At 66.0% G+C, this 15,771-nt stretch carries 17 protein-coding genes and 1 riboswitch; of the genes, 5 read left to right on the forward strand and 12 right to left on the reverse strand.

Going from position 1 to position 15,771, the window contains the following annotated elements; genetic code table 11:
- Positions 1-46 precede the first annotated feature (46 nt).
- Genes GD628_RS03680 through GD628_RS03690 form a run of 3 tightly spaced genes read right to left on the reverse strand, consistent with a single transcriptional unit; the run spans position 47 to position 2,976 of the window.
- On the reverse strand, positions 47-865 hold the full coding sequence (locus GD628_RS03680; protein WP_152273851.1) for an energy-coupling factor transporter transmembrane component T family protein: 819 nt from the start codon (positions 863-865) through the stop codon (positions 47-49).
- Complete coding sequence (locus GD628_RS03685) at positions 862-2,373, reverse strand: ABC transporter ATP-binding protein (RefSeq protein ID WP_152273852.1); 1,512 nt, start codon at positions 2,371-2,373, stop codon at positions 862-864. The genes GD628_RS03680 and GD628_RS03685 overlap by 4 nt, the downstream gene beginning before the upstream one ends.
- 3 nt (positions 2,374-2,376) lie before the next feature.
- Positions 2,377-2,976, reverse strand: a complete 600-nt coding sequence (locus GD628_RS03690) for an ECF transporter S component (protein WP_152273853.1) — start codon at positions 2,974-2,976, stop codon at positions 2,377-2,379.
- Positions 2,977-3,028: 52 nt separating this feature from the next.
- A riboswitch (TPP riboswitch) is annotated at positions 3,029-3,169 on the reverse strand.
- Positions 3,170-3,262: 93 nt separating this feature from the next.
- Between GD628_RS03690 and GD628_RS03695 the strand changes: the two genes are divergently transcribed.
- Entirely contained in the window at positions 3,263-3,526 is a 264-nt protein-coding gene (locus GD628_RS03695) for a DUF4235 domain-containing protein (protein ID WP_091601781.1), read from the forward strand.
- Between the two features lie 87 nt (positions 3,527-3,613).
- On the opposite strand, the gene mnhG is transcribed toward GD628_RS03695, so the two are convergent.
- From mnhG to GD628_RS03725, 6 genes are read right to left on the reverse strand one after another with little or no spacing between them, the layout of a single operon-like run.
- A complete protein-coding gene (mnhG, locus tag GD628_RS16970) occupies positions 3,614-4,150 on the reverse strand; it encodes a monovalent cation/H(+) antiporter subunit G (protein WP_152273854.1) in 537 nt (178 codons plus the stop codon).
- Between the two features lie 2 nt (positions 4,151-4,152).
- Entirely contained in the window at positions 4,153-4,410 is a 258-nt protein-coding gene (locus GD628_RS03705; protein WP_091601775.1) for an MrpF/PhaF family protein, read from the reverse strand.
- Positions 4,407-4,988 (reverse strand): Na+/H+ antiporter subunit E, encoded by a 582-nt coding sequence (locus GD628_RS03710; RefSeq protein WP_091602221.1) that lies wholly within the window; start codon positions 4,986-4,988, stop codon positions 4,407-4,409. The genes GD628_RS03705 and GD628_RS03710 overlap by 4 nt, the downstream gene beginning before the upstream one ends.
- A gap of 14 nt (positions 4,989-5,002) precedes the next feature.
- Positions 5,003-6,613 carry a Na+/H+ antiporter subunit D gene (locus tag GD628_RS03715; RefSeq protein WP_091601772.1) on the reverse strand — a complete coding sequence of 537 codons (1,611 nt, stop codon included), beginning with the start codon at positions 6,611-6,613 and terminating at the stop codon, positions 5,003-5,005.
- Positions 6,610-7,098 (reverse strand): Na(+)/H(+) antiporter subunit C, encoded by a 489-nt coding sequence (locus tag GD628_RS03720; protein ID WP_091601769.1) that lies wholly within the window; start codon positions 7,096-7,098, stop codon positions 6,610-6,612. The genes GD628_RS03715 and GD628_RS03720 overlap by 4 nt, the downstream gene beginning before the upstream one ends.
- Positions 7,095-10,100 (reverse strand): Na+/H+ antiporter subunit A, encoded by a 3,006-nt coding sequence (locus tag GD628_RS03725; RefSeq protein WP_152273855.1) that lies wholly within the window; start codon positions 10,098-10,100, stop codon positions 7,095-7,097. The genes GD628_RS03720 and GD628_RS03725 overlap by 4 nt, the downstream gene beginning before the upstream one ends.
- 193 nt (positions 10,101-10,293) lie before the next feature.
- On the opposite strand from GD628_RS03725, the gene GD628_RS03730 reads away from it, so the two are divergent.
- The gene (locus tag GD628_RS03730) at positions 10,294-11,649 is read left to right on the forward strand and encodes an MFS transporter (protein WP_226802381.1); all 1,356 of its coding nucleotides are present in this window, start codon (positions 10,294-10,296) and stop codon (positions 11,647-11,649) included.
- Positions 11,650-11,652: 3 nt separating this feature from the next.
- Here GD628_RS03730 and GD628_RS03735 read toward each other — a convergent pair whose 3' ends face one another.
- The 3 genes from GD628_RS03735 to GD628_RS03745 form a co-directional block, all read right to left on the reverse strand.
- Positions 11,653-12,042, reverse strand: coding sequence for a DUF1801 domain-containing protein (locus GD628_RS03735; RefSeq protein WP_152273857.1), 390 nt, complete (start codon positions 12,040-12,042; stop codon positions 11,653-11,655).
- 66 nt (positions 12,043-12,108) lie between these two features.
- Positions 12,109-12,684 carry a dCTP deaminase gene (gene dcd / locus GD628_RS03740; protein WP_091601757.1) on the reverse strand — a complete coding sequence of 192 codons (576 nt, stop codon included), beginning with the start codon at positions 12,682-12,684 and terminating at the stop codon, positions 12,109-12,111.
- Between the two features lie 20 nt (positions 12,685-12,704).
- A complete protein-coding gene (locus tag GD628_RS03745; protein WP_091601754.1) occupies positions 12,705-13,556 on the reverse strand; it encodes a tryptophan 2,3-dioxygenase in 852 nt (283 codons plus the stop codon).
- Positions 13,557-13,712: 156 nt separating this feature from the next.
- On the opposite strand from GD628_RS03745, the gene GD628_RS03750 reads away from it, so the two are divergent.
- The 3 genes from GD628_RS03750 (at position 13,713) to GD628_RS03760 (ending at position 15,671) form a co-directional block, all read left to right on the forward strand.
- A complete protein-coding gene (locus GD628_RS03750) occupies positions 13,713-14,213 on the forward strand; it encodes an SseB family protein (protein WP_152273858.1) in 501 nt (166 codons plus the stop codon).
- Between the two features lie 133 nt (positions 14,214-14,346).
- Entirely contained in the window at positions 14,347-15,411 is a 1,065-nt protein-coding gene (locus GD628_RS03755; RefSeq protein WP_226802323.1) for a M4 family metallopeptidase, read from the forward strand.
- Complete coding sequence (locus GD628_RS03760) at positions 15,408-15,671, forward strand: protealysin inhibitor emfourin (protein WP_141653627.1); 264 nt, start codon at positions 15,408-15,410, stop codon at positions 15,669-15,671. The genes GD628_RS03755 and GD628_RS03760 overlap by 4 nt, the downstream gene beginning before the upstream one ends.
- The last annotated feature ends 100 nt before the right edge of the window (positions 15,672-15,771 follow it).

Below are 15,771 nucleotides of genomic sequence, written 5' to 3' on the forward strand. Positions count from 1 at the left end.
CGGAATCCGGACGGGCGCAGCCATGGCGGCTGCGCCCGTCCGCGTTTCAGGACAGGATGAAGTTGAACGTTCCGGCCGCCGCGGCGGCCCACACCGCCGCCGCCGCCAGCCCCACGCCGTAGGCAAGGACCCACAGGTCAATCCGGCTGAACGTGGACGAACGCGCCCACGTCCGTTCGCTGCTGCCGAAGCCGCGGGCCTCCATGGCAACGGCCAGCCGCGTGGCGCGCCGAATCGCCTGGATCAGCAGGGCAAGCCCCTGGCCCAGGAAATTGCGGAACCGTCCCAGCGGCGACGCGGCGGCGTCGGCCCCGCGCGCATGCCTCGCCAGCCCAAGCGTGCGCCATTCCTCGACGAGCAGTCCCACCAGCCGCATCGCGGCCAGCGCCCCGAGAACAAACCGGGACGGCAACCGGAGCCGCTGGGCGAGCGCGTCTGCCAGGTCCGTCGCGTCCACGGTGACCAGGAGGAAAATGCCGGGCAGCGCTATCGCCAGGCCGCGCAGCCCAATGGCGATGCCGGCGCCCACCGAGTCCGTGGTGAACAGCAGGGGCCCGGCGTCCAGCAGCACGTCTCCGGTTTTCTCCGCCAGCAGGGCTGTCCCGTACGCACCCACGGCCGCGGCGATGAGCAGCGGCCAGATCCGTTTTGCCAGCGTCCACGGGTTGATCCGGAGCAGCGGGAGCAGCGCCAGCTCCCCTGCCAGCACCACGGTGGCGCTGACCCAGTCCACCGTCAGCAGCACGGCAACAGTGACTGCGACGGCGGCGCCGAGGGTGGAGAGCGGATTCGCGGCGCTGAGCCGGGAACGCTGAGTGCCGGGAAGTGTTCCTGCGGCGGCCGGCCGCACGGCCTGGGCGCTCATGCTGCCGCTCCGGCTGCGGGTCCGGCCGGCTGCAGGCGGGCACAGCCCTCCTGCACCTGGAGGATGCGCCCTCCCAGCGCCTCAGTGAACTCGCGGTCGTGCGTCACCGAGACGACGGCGCAGCCCGCGTCCCGGCGCTGCCGCGCGAGCAGCGAGACCAGCTCCCGCCAGGTGTTGGCGTCCTGGCCGAAGGTGGGCTCGTCCAGGAGCAGGATGTCCGGCGAGGTGGCGAGCATGGTGGCCACGGAGAGCCTGCGTTTTTCCCCGCCGGAGAGCGTGAACGGGTTTGCCTGGGTCAGCCCGGACAGCTTCAGCCGGTGCGCCAGTTCTTCCACAGTGTCCCGGACTTCGGATTCGCTGCGGCCGGCACGGAGCGGCCCAAAAGCCAGCTCGTCCCGGACCGAGCCGGTGAGGAACTGGTGCTCAGGTTCCTGGAACACGGTTCCTATCCGGGTTACCAGCTGGGCCGACTTCCATTTGGACGGGGTACTGCCCGCTTCCCTGGCCAGCGCCGGTGAAGCAGTGAGCTGTCCGCCGCGGGGACGCAGCAGTCCGCCCAGTGTCAGCGCCAGCGTGGACTTCCCGGCACCGTTGGGCCCGGTGATTCCCAGTGCGTCCCCGGCCTTGAGGGTTAGGTCGACGCCGGTGAGCACAGCACGGCCGCGCGGCGTTCGGGCAACCTCGAGACCGTCGGCGGTCAGCAGGTCCTCGGCGGACCGCAGGGCGGGCAGCGGCGGAGGCATGTCCACCGCTGCACCGGGCAGCCAGACACCGGCTTCCGCCAGCCGGGAACGCGTTCGCTCAGCGGTGAGGACCTCCTGGGGCGGGCCGTCCGCCAGCAGTCCCCCGCCGGCGTCGAGCACTATCACCCGGTCCACCAGCTGCGCCCACGCGGCTACGCGGTGTTCCACCACAATCAGCGTGGCACCGGTCCGGTCCAGGACGCGTTCCACCGAGTCCCGGATTTCCAGCACGCCGTCCGGATCCAGGTTGGCGGTCGGCTCGTCCAGCAGCAGCAGTCCCGGGGCCATGGCAAGGATGGATGCCAGTGCCAGGCGCTGCTTCTGGCCGCCGGAAAGGGCGGCAGTTGAATGTCCGAGCGGCACCCGGAGTCCGACGTCGTCCAGGGCCGCGTGCACCCGTTCCCAGATCTCGGCGCGGGGAACGCCGAGGTTCTCGGCACCGAAAGCCACCTCGTCGCCCACCCGGGACAGCACGATTTGCGAGTCGGGATCCTGCAGCAGCAGTCCCGCGCGCCCCCTGGCGGCCTGGGGGTGCGCCCCGTCCAGCCGCAGCGTTCCTGTTTCTGTTCCGCCGGTGTCCTCCCCCAGGACTCCGGCCAGGGCATGCAGCAGCGTCGACTTGCCTGCTCCGGAGGCCCCCAGGAGAAGCACCCGCTCCCCCGGGCTAATGTCAAAGGAAACGCCGGCAACCGCCTGGGCTTTGCGCCCGGCGTGCCGCCATCCCCAGTCCCGGGCAGCAACTGCCACGGGATTGGCTGCGGACATCGCCTACACGTCCGCCGTGCGTCCGGACGCGAAGGCCGAGAGCACCCCGGTCTTCGCCAGTGCCCGCACCGCCAGCCAGGACAGCAGCCCTGCCAGCAGCAGCCCGGAAACCATCGCGAAGACGGTGTACAGCACCTGCCACTGGAAGGCCCATTCCGGCATGTACAGGATTGATTCGCTCACTCCGAGGAAGAGGCCGGAACCGAGGCCTGCGAGCAGCGCCACGGGAAGGGTGAATTTCCGGTACAGGAAGAGTAGGAACACAAGTTCGGCGCCCAGGCCCTGGATGGCTCCGGAGAGCAGGACGGAAAGGCCAAACTGGGTTCCCAGCACGCCGGAGACGGCGGCAGCGAGGACTTCGCAGTACAGCGCGGCTCCGGGCTTGCGGATGATCAGGGCGCCCAGGACACCGGCGATCAGCCAGCCGCCGGTGTAGAGCCCGCCCAGCGGCGGGAAGGCCACGAACGCGGCGGCAACTCCGCCGTAGGCCAGTGACCAGGCCCAGAAAACTACCCCGATGGCCACGCCCAGTACGGATGCTACGACGATGTCCACCACCCGCCACGAAGAGCGTACGGGCTGGACTGTTTGGGTTTGCTGCATTGAATGTTCCTCCTGGAATCAGGAGGGGAGGGAAAACCGCCGGCGGCGGTGCACCCCTGAGATCTCGACTCCCTTCGCCGGTACTAACCGGAGCAGGTTCGAGGGTCTGCGGCTTGGTCCGCACTCTCAGCGCCCGAAAACCGGCGTCCGGAATGCTCCGGAGCCGGGAAGCGGCGCTCCCCTGTCGTGTGTATGCGTGGTCCACTGTACACGCAGTGACGCGTGTAATCCGGGCGCGGCAGGTAGCGTAGGGGGAAACACCAACGCACTAGACCAAGGAGCACTTATGAACCTGATCCTGAAACTGCTGGGTACCGGTGTCAGCGTGGGCGCCGGACTGGCCTCGGCAAAGATCCTGGACTTCATCTGGACCAAGGCCACGGGCAACGAGCCGCCCAAGGATAAGGACGGTGCACTGGAAGCGAGCCTGCGCTCGGCCGTCATCTTCGCGCTGGTTTCCGGCGCGGTGAGCCAGGCTATCCGGGTGCTGACCAACCGCGGCACGCAGCGCGCCATCGCCCGTTACAACCGCACTCCCGAGGTCGTTTAGCCTCCCCCTCCATCGAGATCACAGAAACTGCCCGTATGAGCGTTCATACGGGCAGTTTCTGTCATCTCGATGGATTTGCGAGGGGGGTCAGCCTTCGCGGCTGCGCCCCGGCGGCAGCTTCCCGGTTTCGGCTTCGGCACGGGTCCGGGCCAGTTCATCATCGCTGAGTTCACCGGTGTAGTAGCTGCCGTCCGGTTCCTGGCCTGGATCGTCATCCACCTTCGGATCCGCGTCCGTGCTCCCGGCGGCCTGTTCCTCGGAGGCCTCGAACATCAGCTGCTGGGCACGCTCAACGACGTCGTCCAGTTCATCGATGGTCAGCAGCTCGGGACGCAGGTGCTTGGTGCGGTACCCGGCCCGGCCAACCATGTGGGCGGACACCGGCGCGGTGAGCAGCATGAAGATCCAGCACAGCGCCAGGACCGGCAGCAGGACCCAGCTGCGGAACTCGACGGCCATGGCCAGCAGGAAGAGCAGCAGGCCAAGCACCTGCGGCTTGGAGGCGGCGTGCATCCGGCTCATCAGGTCAGGGAAGCGGGTCAAGCCAATCGCCGCGGCGAGGGACATGGTGGCACCGCCCAGCAGGAGGGCCGCCACAATAACGTCAATCACAGTCTCGTTCATGGCTACCTCCGGTCCGTCACGAAGCGGGCAACCGTCACAGAGCCGATGAAGCCGATCAGCGAGATCGCGATCAGCAGGGCCATGTAGTCCAGATGCCGGTGCACGACCATGTCCACCACCAGGGCGCCGCCCACAATCGCCAGGAGGACGTCTGCGGCGAGCACGCGGTCAAGGATGGATGGTCCGCGGACAATGCGGAAGATGGCACCGGCGGCAGAAACGGCCAGCATGATGGACACGATGATGACGGCAACAGTCATCGGCTGACCTCCCTTTCGCGCAGTTCCCTGAGGTCCTTCTGCTCCGCCCGGACAAGCGCGAGCTCCTCCTTGGTACCCATCACACGGATCAGCCAGGATTCCGTGGCACGCACGTCGCTGCGGACCTTTTCGGCTGCCTCCTGGGTGTCCACACCCAGGCAGTGCAGGTACAGGGTGGACGTGGAACGGTCCACCTCCACCACCAGGGAGCCCGGGATCAGCGAGAGCGCGTGGCCTGTGGCCGTCACCAGCAGGTCCGAGTGGCTGCGCAGCTTCACCGCGACAACCGCATTCTTGATCCGTGGTCCCTGGACGGTGGCCAGCCAGAGCACGTGGACGCTGGCGACCACCAGTTTCCAGAGGAACCGGATGCCGAAGCCCGCGGCATAGAAGATGTTGAACCTCCCGGAGAGGTCAACCGGAGGCAGGTAGAAGATGTTCGTGACGACGAACGCGATGATGGCGCCGAACACCAGGTTGCCCAGGCTGAAATCCTGCCAGAGCGCTCCCCAGAGCAGCACCAGCCAAATGATCAGCGGCAGTTCCTTGAGCAGCGGAATGCGCGGGTGCTTGCGCATGAGTGCCTTTTTGGTCACGGTGCGCTCCCTTCGCCGAGCACGGCCTCAATGTACGGCGTGCGGTCCAGCAGGTCCTGGGCGGCGTCGTCGCTCAGTGAGAACAGCGGTCCGGCCAGGATGGTGAGGGAGACACCCAGGGCTACCAGTCCCACCGTGGGGTAAACCATGGTCTTGGGCAGCAGGTCCACCGTGGAGCGGCCGCCGAAGCGTCCGCTGTTGTTCCCGCTCACGTTGCCGGAGTCCCGCACAACGCTGCCGTCCGTGGTGGTGGCCAGCAGGATCGGGTCCGGATGGACCGCGTCTTCCGGAGTGCGCCAGAACGCGCGGTTCCAGACCCTCGCCATCACCAGCAGGGTCAGCAGCGACGTCAGGACGGACGCGGCCACCAGAATGTAGGCCAGCGGCGTTCCCAGTTCCACGCCGGCCTGCATCAGTCCAAGCTTGCCCAGGAAGCCGGAGAACGGCGGGATGCCGGCGAGGTTGATCGCGGGGATGAAGTACAGGACTGCCAGCAGCGGTGAGAGCTTTGCCAGTCCACCCAGGCGGTCCATGTTTGCTGTTCCGCCGCGCCGTTCGATCAGCCCGGTCACGAGGAAGAGGCTGGTCTGGACGGTGATGTGGTGGACCACGTAGAACACTGCTGCGCCAATGCCAACGATCGAGGCGACAGCCAGCCCAAACACCATGTAGCCGATGTGGCTGACCAGCGTGAAGGACAGCATTCGCTTGATGTCCGTCTGCGCCAGCGCACCCAGGATGCCCACGAGCATGGTCAGGCCGGCCACCACCATCAACAGGGTGTTGATCCGGTCCCCCGGGAACAGCAGGGTCTCGGTCCGGACCATGGCGTATACGCCCACCTTGGTCAGCAGGCCGGCGAACACCGCGGTAACGGGTGCCGGGGCCGTGGGGTAGGAGTCAGGCAGCCAGAAGGAGAGCGGGAAGACGGCAGCCTTGATGCCGAAGGCGACCAGCAGCATCAGGTGCAGCATCATCTGCGTGCCCGGGTCCAGTTCGCCGAGCTTGATGGCCAGGTCCGCCATGTTCACGGTGCCCGTCGCGGCGTAGATCATGCCGATGGCGGTGAGGAACAGGACGGAGGAAATGACACTGACGACGACGTAGGTCACGCCGGCGCGGATGCGCGGTGTGGTGCCGCCCAGGGTCATCAGCACGTAGCTGGCGGTCAGCAGGATCTCGAAGCCGACGTAGAGGTTGAAGAGATCACCGGCGAGGAAGGCGTTGGAAACACCGGCCACGAGGATCAGGTACGTCGGATGGAAGATTGAAATGGGGCCGTCTTCATCGCCGTCGGCCATGCCCTGGCCGGTGGCGTAGATGAGGACCGCAAGGCTGATGGCAGTGGAGACCACGAGCATCAGGGCGGAGAACTGGTCCACCACCATGGTGATCCCGAAAGGCGGCATCCAGCCGCCCAGGTTCACGGCCTGTGCTCCGGTCTCCCAGACTGCTGCGAGCAGGAAGCACTCAAGCGCCAAAGTCAGGGCCAGCACGCTGATCGAGACGATCCGCTGGGAGCGCTGGTGCCGGATGAGCAGGAAGGCCAGCGCCGCGCCGAGGAACGGCAGAACGACGGCGAGCGGGGCAAAACTGGAAGCGTTCATCGTTTTGCCTCTCCTGTTGATCCGTTGCCCGCGCCGCGCTGCGAACCGGGTGCTTCTTCGGCTTCCTCAGCCGGCGTGAACTCCGTGGTGTCCTCGGGGACATCGGCGTCGTCTTCCGCGTCGTAGCTGCTCTGGCTGGCCACGCGGCGGTCTTCGATGTCGTCCTGGACCTCGTCCTGACGTCCAAGTACCCATGACCGGTAAATGATGCCGAGCATAAAGGCGGTCACGGAGAAGGAGATGACGATCGAGGTGAGGATAAACGCCTGCGGGAGCGGATCGTTATAGTCCTCCGGCGGAATCTCGGAGTTGAACAGCGGAGCCAGTCCTGCGAACCCGCCGGTGGCGAGCAGCAGCAGGTTGGTGGCGTTGGTCATCATGGCTAGGCCGAGCACAACCCGGGTGAGGCTGCGTTCAAGCACCAGGTAGATCCCGGCGGCGTAGAGGGCGCCCATGATGAGCAGCAGCGTGATGTTGACGCTCATCGGGACACTCCTTCCGTTTCAAGCATTTCGGGTTCGGGTTCCACCATGTCCTCGTCGTCGTCATCGGAGCCGCCCTCGGAGCGTTCATCGATCTCCGAGCCGAGGCTGCGCAGGACGTCGAGCACCAGGCCAACCACCACCAGGTACACGCCGATGTCGAAGATGGTCGAGGTGACGAACTTGATGTCGCCGAAGACCGGCCAGGTGAACTCGATGATGGCGCTCTGCAGTACCTGCCCGCCGAAGAACAGCGGGGCTGCGGCGGACAGTGCGGCCAGACCCAGGCCGCCGCCGAGCAGCGCCCCGGCGCTGACGGGCGTGGCCTCGGCGAGTTCGAACCGTCCGCCAGCGAGGTAGCGGATGGTCAGTGCCAGGCCGGCCATCAGGCCGCCGGCGAAGCCGCCGCCCGGTGAATTGTGGCCGGCGAGCAGCAGGTAGATGGAGAAGATGATCACCGAGTGGAAGAGCAGCCGGGTGACCACTTCGAAGATGATGGACCTGCGCTCCGGCGCCAGGGTGCGGCCGGCTACGAGCCAGGCTTCCCGGGCCACGGAGGAGAACTTCCGGGCCAGGGCCAGCGTGGCGGCTTCCCGTTCGGAGGAGGCGAAGTGCTCGCGCCCGCGGTCCACGGAGCCGGTAGCCACCTCGTTCGCTCGGCGTCGCTTGTCGCCTCGTCCGCGGATGAAGATCAGGGACGCCACGCCGGTGGCAGCCATGGCCAGCACGGAGATTTCACCGAAGGTATCCCAGGCTCGGATGTCCACCAGGGTTACATTGACGATGTTCAGTCCGCCGCCGCCCTTGTACGCAAGTTCCGGGTAGGAAAGCGAAATGGGCTCGGCCACCCGGGACGCCATTGCCGTCATCGCGAACAGCACCATGGCGGCGCCGAAGGCGATGCCGAGACCAGCCCGAAGGAGCCGCTGGCCGGTAGGCTCGCGCTTCCATAGCCGGGCCGGCAGCGAACGCAACGCCAGCACGAAGGCAACCAGGACGATGGTCTCCACCAGCATCTGGGTCAGGGCAAGGTCCGGCGCGCCCTGCAGCGCGAAGATCAGGGCGAGCCCGTAGCCGCTGACGCTGACCATCAGGACGGCAAGGAAACGCTTGTTGGCGCGGGCTGCTCCGACGGCGCCGATGACGACGGCAGCGCCGATCACCGCCTGCAGCGGGGAATCGAACCAGTGGAACTGTTCGGGCAGGGGCGCACTGCGAAGCAGGACGGCGCTCAGCGGCGTCACGATGGCCATGGTCAGGATGACGAACAGGTAGAAGGTCAGCGAACCGCGCTGGGTGCGGCCGGTCACCCACACGGCTACGTCATCGAGGATGCCGATCAGCCCGCGGTAAGAACGCTCGGCGTCGAGCGGGCTGGCCATGCTGGCCTGGATCTTCTCCACCCGGGTGCGCTGGAAGAACAGCAGGGTCCCGGCGGCGATCGTCAGGGCGGTCAGGCCCAGGGCGAGGGTGAATCCGTGCCAGAGCGCCAGGTGGGTGGCCTCGCCTTCCAGCGGGTACAGGTCCGCGTACGGGCTGATGATCGTATCCAGCGGTTTCGGCCAGAGGCCGAAGAAGACGGTAACGGCGGCCAGGATGGCGGGGGGCGCCAGGAATGGCCATGGAATGGCCTTGAAGGCCGTCGGCTTGCAGGATTCCTTGGTGGCGAAGCCGCCCCAGACGAACCGGCAGCTGTACGCGAAGGTCAGGATGGCGCCGGCCACAACGCCCACCAGCAGGACGATGGCCGTGGGGGTGCCCTGATCCTCGGCGAAGTGGACGTACGTCTCGTAGACGGATTCCTTGGCCACGAACCCCAGCAGCGGAGGCAGGCCGGCCATGGAGGCGGCGCCGATCGCAGCGACCACGGCCAGGACGGGAGCTGAACGTCCCACGCCGGAAAGCTTGCGGATGTCACGGGTCCCGGCCTGGTGGTCAATGATGCCCACCACCAGGAACAGTGTGGCCTTGAAGAAGCCGTGGGCAACGAGCAGGCCCAGGCCTGCCAGCGCTGCCTCGCGGTTGCCCAGCCCCACCACCAGCGTGAGGAACCCGAGCTGGCTGACAGTACCGTAGGCGAGCATCAGCTTCAGGTCATGCTGGCGCAGGGCCCGCCAGCCGCCGAGCAGCAGGGTAGCCAGGCCCAGCACGGTGACGACCGGGGTCCAGTAGGTGGTTTCCCAGAAACCGGGGGCCAGCCGGGCCACCAGGTAGATGCCGGCCTTCACCATCGCCGCAGCATGCAGGTAGGCGCTCACCGGGGTGGGGGCCGCCATCGCTGCGGGCAGCCAGAAGTGGAACGGGAACAGCGCCGACTTGGACACCGCGCCGAGCAGCAGCAGGACCACAGCGACGTCGACGATGACGCCGCTGGCCGCGAGCTCCGGCGCCATGGCCATGATCTCGGAGATACGGTAGGTGCCGGCTGCCGAGCCAAGCATGATCATGCCCACCAGCATTGCCAGGCCGCCGAAGGTGGTGACGATCAGCGCCTGCAGTGCCGCACGGCGGGCTGAGAGCCGGTGCGCCGCGTAGCCGATGAGCAGGTAGGACAGGATTGTTGTCAGTTCCCAGAAGATGAACAGCAGGATCAGGTCATCGGCTGTCACCAGACCGAACATTGCTGCTGCGAACGCCAGCAGCTGCGCGCCAAAGCTGCCCATCTTGGGATCTTCGGGACGGAAGTAGCGGGCGCAGTAGAACAGGACCAGGGAGCCGACGCCCAGGATGAGGATCGCGAGGACTGCGGAGAGCGCATCCATGCGGAAGGCCAGTTCGACCCGCAGGTCCGGGATCCAGTTGATAATGACCGACGGCGGCGCATTGGGAGCGCCGGAAGCCAGGGACTGGTCCGAGTCGATGTACCGGGGGTACGTTGCCATGAGCCAGATGAACGCTCCGGCGGGAACAGCTGCCAGCAGGTAGAACGCTGACCTTCCCATCCGGCGGAAGAATAAGGGCGCCACAAGTGCCACCGCAAATAGAACGGTTAGCACAAGCAGCACGTAGATCTCCCGGGTTCTCTCAATGGGCCTTACAGGTCAGGAACACAGCTTTAGTTGTCAACGTCGGGTCGAGGGGCTTTGTTTATTCTAACGGAGGCATACGCGCCGGTCACATTCGGTCCATGAACAAACCGGGCCGCGTCCGTTCACCTCCCGGACGCATTTGCCCATTAGCATCTGGAATATGGCTTCGATGACGCACGCAACCCCCGGGCACCCAGGCGCCCCTGCACAGGCGCGCCGGCGGGAGGTTTGGGCGTGGGCCTCCTGGGACTGGGGATCGGCTGCCTTCAACGCCGTCATGACCACGTTCGTCTTTACGGTGTACCTGACTTCCGACGCCTTTGGTGGCGAAGATCACGCTTCCGCGGTGCTCGGAACGGGCCTGGCTCTCGCCGGCATTCTGGTGGCCGTACTGGCTCCGGTGGCCGGCCAGCGGTCCGACGCCGGCGGGCGCCGGAAACTCTGGCTGGGCATCAACACCGTGGCCGTCTGTGTTGCCACCGGGCTCTGCTTCTTCGTGTACCCCAGCGAGAACTTCCTGCTGCTTGGCGTTGCGCTCATTGCCCTGGCCAATGTGTTCTTCGAATTCGCCAACGTGAACTACTTCGCCATGCTCAAGCAGGTCTCCACGCCCGGCACCATCGGCAAGGTCAGCGGCTTCGGCTGGGCCATGGGCTATGTTGGCGGAATTGCCGCCCTGGCACTGGTCCTGGTGGGATTCATCAACCCGGATGTCGGCTGGTTCGGAGTCACGTCGGAGAACGGGCAGAACATTCGGGCGGTGGCCGTCTTCTCCGCGGTATGGTTCCTGGTCTTTTCGCTGCCCATCTTCTTTACCGTTCCCGAGGTTCCGCGGACCCGCGCGGCAAAGATCGGTTTCTTCGCGTCCTACGGCCTGCTGTTCCGCCGCATCAGGGCGATCTATAAGACCAGCCCGCACACCATCTTCTTCCTGCTGGCCAGCGCCGTGTTCCGGGACGGCCTTGCCGCCGTGTTCACGTTCGGCGGGGTCATTGCGGCCGGTACGTTCGGCTGGGAGCTTTCCCAGGTGATCATGTTCGCCATCTTCGGAAACATCGTGGCAGCCGCGGGCTCCTTCGCGGGAGGATTCCTCGATGACCGGATTGGCCCCAAACCCGTGATCGTCGGCTCCCTGACCGGCCTGCTGCTGGCAGGCTCCGCCATTGCCATCCTGGGCGCCGGAGACGTCAGCCTGTTCGGGCTCAAGTGGACCGGGGACACCACCTTCTGGATCTTCGGCCTGTCCCTGTGCCTCTTCGTCGGACCTGCCCAGTCCGCCTCGCGTGCCTTCCTTGCCCGGCTCGCGCCGGACGGCGAGGAGTCGGAACTGTTCGGGCTCTACGCCACCACCGGACGCGCGGTCAGCTTCCTGGCGCCGTCGCTGTTCGCCCTCTTCATCACCATCTTCGGGGCGCAGCGGTACGGCATCATCGGCATCCTGCTGGTGCTGCTGCTGGGCCTGCTGGCCCTGCTGCCCGTGCGGGCACCGGACCGTACGCCCAAGGCCGTAGTTCCGGAGATCTAGCAGCTACTCCAGCTGGGCCACCCACTGGCGGACGACGTCGGTGAAGTCGTCCATCGCCGCTTCGGCTGCCGCCCGGCTGGAAAAGGTCACCACTCCCCTGTTGCGCCCCGCCATGCGCAGCACTTTGCGCGGGTCGGTGAGGGAGATTTCGCGGTGGTCGGGCTTCGGCCTGGCACCGGTATGCAGGACAACCTGGATATTCTCCGGGCGGCGCAGGCTGAAGGTGGCAAAGTCATCACGCAGGGCAAAATTCGGAGCGCCCCATTTGATGTTTTCGTGGATCCGGGGATCCACGGAGAGAATGGCCGCACGAAGGTGCCGCACCACGGAGGACATCGGGTGGTCCAGGGCTGCCAGGTAATCCGTCAGCTCTTCTGGTTCTGCGGGTTCCATGCGGACAATCTGGCACCGCGCCGCGCCGGTGTCCACAGTAAGGGGCCACCGGCGGCGCCCCGGGAGCTAGATGCTGGTGCGGTGGAAGTTCTGGTAGCTGCGCGACGCCGTCGGGCCCCGCTGTCCCTGGTAGCGGTTTCCGTAAGCTCCGGAGCCGTAGGCGTGCTCAGCCGGTGAAGACAGCCGGAAGAAGCACAGCTGGCCGATCTTCGAGCCGGGCCACAGCTTAATCGGCAGGGTAGCCATGTTGGAGAGTTCAAGGGTCACGTGGCCGGAGAAACCGGGGTCGATAAACCCTGCGGTCGAGTGCGTGAGCAGTCCAAGACGGCCCAGCGAAGATTTACCCTCGAGCCGGGCGGCGATGTCATCGGGGAGGGTGACCTGCTCGTACGTCGAGCCGAGGACGAACTCGCCCGGATGTAGGATGAAGGGCTCATCCGGAGCCACCTCAACCAGCCGGGTGAGGTCCGGCTGGTCCAGGGACGGGTCGATGTGCGCGTACTTGTGGTTGTCGAAAAGACGGAAGTAGCGGTCAATCCGTACGTCAACGCTGGAGGGCTGGACCATCGCCGGGTCGTAGGGATCGAGGACAATCCGTTCGTCGGCAATTTCGGCTCGAATGTCGCGGTCAGATATCAGCACCTTCTAAAAATAGCGCATCCTCATCCCTGCTTGATTTCCGTCCGGACGGCGTAGAGCTCAGGGAAAAACGTCAGGTCCAGGGCACTGCGCAGGAAGTGCGCACCCGAGGATCCACCGGTGCCCCGCTTCATGCCGATGGTGCGCTGCACGGTGAGCAGGTGGCGGAAGCGCCACAGCTGGAAATTGTCCTCCAGGTCCACCAGCTCCTCGCAGGCCTCGTAAATGTCCCAGTTCTCTGCCGGGTGCTCATACACGTGGCGGAATATGTCCATCAGCGCCGCGTTGAAGACGTGCGCCTGCGTGACGTCCCGTTCCAGCAGCTCCTGCGGCACCTCGTAGCCGCGGCGCGCCAAAGCCGCGATGAACTCGTCGTACACGCTGGTGGCCGAGAGCAGCTCCGCAAGCAGTGCCTGCGCCTCCCGGTCTGAACGGAACACCTCCAGCATGGCCGCGTTCTTGTTGCCGAGCAGGAACTCCACGGCACGGTACTGGTAGGACTGGAAACCGGAGGAAGCACCAAGTTCGCCGCGGAACCCGGCGTACTCCGACGGCGTCAGCGTTGCCAGCACGGACCACTGCTCGGTCAGCGAGCGCTGGATGTGCTTGATGCGGGCAATGCCTTTCATGGCCGAGCGCAGGTCATCGGCCATGAGCCGCGTCCGCACGCCCCTGAGTTCGTGCAGCACCAGTTTGAGCCACAGTTCCGAGGTCTGGTGCTGGATGATGAACAGCATCTCGTCATGGTGGCTGCTGACCGGATGCTGGGCGGAGAGCAGCTCGTCCAGGCCCAGGTAGGATCCGTAGCTCATTTTCCGGCTGAAATCGCGCTCGATTCCCGGTTCCAGGTCCCTTGTATTCCGGTCTACGCTCATCGGTGCTCCATGTGTGGCTGGTGATTGGGCCCATGCCCTGAGTACTGCGGTGCTGGCATTCACGGTAGCCGCAGCACCGTGGCAACGGCTTCTGCGCCACGGCAGGGCTGTGGAAGACTGGCGGTTTATGCATCCGACCCTCCAGAGGAGGTCCCCTTGGACAACGGCACCGAGAACAGCAACACCGGCATGGACGGCACCGCAGAGGAAACCGGCACTGCAGCTTCCCGGCCAAGCGCCCCTGAGCCCGCCACGGCGCTGGAAGAAGCCATCGTTTCCGGCCAGTCCGGTGCAATCAGCAACCAGGATGTCATCACAGCCATCTGGAATTCTGAACTGCTCAGCGTCGGCCGGCTGACTGTGGAGGATGACCCGGCAAGCTTCCAGGCGCTGGTGCTTAAGTCCCCAGAGGGCGCGGCTCCTGTCGCTGCAACCTTTACCGATGCTCAGCGGATCCCGCAGCGGATCCGCGACACTGCTCCGATCATGGTCAAGGCATCCGGCGAGGCTACGCTGCGCAGCATCGCCCCGGGCTACGGCCTGGCCATCAATCCCGGAAATTCGCTGGGTCTGGAGCTTGGCCCGGAAGGTGTCCAGGCCGTCGTCGCCGCCTTCGGGGGCGTGGCCGGTGAGGAGACGGACTCCTCCGAGGCCTAGCCCCGGGCAGCCGGCGGAAGCCTCCGTACAGGTTGCCCTTTGGCCAAGACGGCCCCGTTTTCCGGCCCCGGCCTTGCTGTGGGGGTGGCGGCGTCTACTCTGAGGAAACTCACTACAGATGGAGGGCTGTAACGTGACCTGTTTCCCGGCTTCCCCAACGAACTGCTCAATCGTTCCGCCGTTTCTGCTCTCCCGGATCGCGGAACGTCCCGACCGGCTCGCTGCTGCCGCCGAGGCTGCCCGGCGTACGCTCATGGAGTTCAGCTCTGTGGCAGAAACCAGGCAGCTCGGCCGCACTGCGAAGGCGCCGTCGTCCGGCACCGCCTTCAGCCCCAAGCTCCGCCGTACGGTCTACGACGCCATGCAGCGGCAGGAACTGCCCGGCAGGGAGGTGCGCGCGGAGGGCTCGGCTTCGACCGGGGATCCCGCCGTCGACGAAACCTATGACGGGCTGGGAGCCACCTATGCCCTGTATGAGGACGCTTACGGGCGGTCCTCGGTGGACGGGGCAGGGCAGCCGCTCCTGGCCACCGTCCACTACGGACGCGACTATGACAATGCGTTCTGGGACGGGGCGCAGATGGTCCTGGGGGATGGGGATGGCGAAGTCTTCGAACGGTTCAGCAAATCGCTGACGGTGATCGGCCACGAACTGACTCACGGCGTCATCCAGTACACAGCCAAGCTGGTGTACCAGGACCAGGCCGGCGCGCTGAACGAATCGGTAGCGGATGTCTTCGGCAGCCTGGTGGAGCAGAAGCTACTCGGACAAACCGCCGCGGACGCCTCCTGGCTGGTTGGCGAAGGCCTCTTCACGCCGGAGGTCAGCGGCTCCGCCCTCAGGTCCCTGGCCGCTCCGGGAACGGCGTACGACGACGACGTGCTGGGCAAGGATCCGCAGCCTGCGGACATGTCCGGTTACATAGAAACCACCTCGGACAACGGCGGCGTGCACCTGAACTCGGGAATCCCGAACCACGCCTTCTATCTCGCCTCCGTGCGGCTGGGCGGCTATGCCTGGGAACGCGCAGGCCAGATCTGGTACGACACAATCACGGAGCCCAATTTCCCGGCGGACTGCACCTTCCCGGTTTTCGCGGCTGCCACCATTACGGCCGCTGAAAAGCGCTATGGGGCCGGGAGCGAAGAAAGTTCCGCTGTGCAGGCTGCATGGCAAGAGGTTAATGTCATGGTATGAGACTGGTTGTGGTGCGTACCGGAGGCATCGCTGGAATGCGGCGCACCTGGAGCAGCGAGGTGAGTTCCGAGGAGGCTGAGCAACGCTGGCTTCCCCTGCTCCAGGAGCCGCCCGAGGAACCTGCCGGCGGTCAGGACCGATTCACGTATGAGATCAGGGTTGGCCAGCAGGCCGTCACCATTCCCGAGACGTCCCTCACCGGGCAGTGGCGGGAACTGGTGGAGCGTGCTCGGGACGGCGGAGAGGCCCGCCGGGCCTAGGATTGCCCGCCGCCGGTGGCCTCCCGGGACACCGCAAACAGCTTTGTGCTGCTGATGCGAAAGGCATGTAAAGTGGTTTCCTGTGCCGGTGCTTGTCCGG

Origin of the sequence: Arthrobacter koreensis (genome assembly GCF_009193255.1) — a bacterium.
Lineage (GTDB): Bacteria > Actinomycetota > Actinomycetes > Actinomycetales > Micrococcaceae > Arthrobacter_B > Arthrobacter_B koreensis.

Coding starts and splice junctions, on each gene's coding strand:
- GD628_RS03680 (WP_152273851.1), bottom strand. CDS start 865: ATGAGCGCCCAGGCCGTGCGGCCGGCCGCCGCAGGAACACTTCCCGGC.
- GD628_RS03685 (WP_152273852.1), bottom strand. CDS start 2,373: ATGTCCGCAGCCAATCCCGTGGCAGTTGCTGCCCGGGACTGGGGATGG.
- GD628_RS03690 (WP_152273853.1), bottom strand. CDS start 2,976: ATGCAGCAAACCCAAACAGTCCAGCCCGTACGCTCTTCGTGGCGGGTG.
- GD628_RS03695 (WP_091601781.1), top strand. CDS start 3,263: ATGAACCTGATCCTGAAACTGCTGGGTACCGGTGTCAGCGTGGGCGCC.
- mnhG (WP_152273854.1), bottom strand. CDS start 4,150: ATGAACGAGACTGTGATTGACGTTATTGTGGCGGCCCTCCTGCTGGGC.
- GD628_RS03705 (WP_091601775.1), bottom strand. CDS start 4,410: ATGACTGTTGCCGTCATCATCGTGTCCATCATGCTGGCCGTTTCTGCC.
- GD628_RS03710 (WP_091602221.1), bottom strand. CDS start 4,988: ATGCGCAAGCACCCGCGCATTCCGCTGCTCAAGGAACTGCCGCTGATC.
- GD628_RS03715 (WP_091601772.1), bottom strand. CDS start 6,613: ATGAACGCTTCCAGTTTTGCCCCGCTCGCCGTCGTTCTGCCGTTCCTC.
- GD628_RS03720 (WP_091601769.1), bottom strand. CDS start 7,098: ATGAGCGTCAACATCACGCTGCTGCTCATCATGGGCGCCCTCTACGCC.
- GD628_RS03730 (WP_226802381.1), top strand. CDS start 10,294: ATGACGCACGCAACCCCCGGGCACCCAGGCGCCCCTGCACAGGCGCGC.
- GD628_RS03735 (WP_152273857.1), bottom strand. CDS start 12,042: ATGGAACCCGCAGAACCAGAAGAGCTGACGGATTACCTGGCAGCCCTG.
- GD628_RS03745 (WP_091601754.1), bottom strand. CDS start 13,556: ATGAGCGTAGACCGGAATACAAGGGACCTGGAACCGGGAATCGAGCGC.
- GD628_RS03760 (WP_141653627.1), top strand. CDS start 15,408: ATGAGACTGGTTGTGGTGCGTACCGGAGGCATCGCTGGAATGCGGCGC.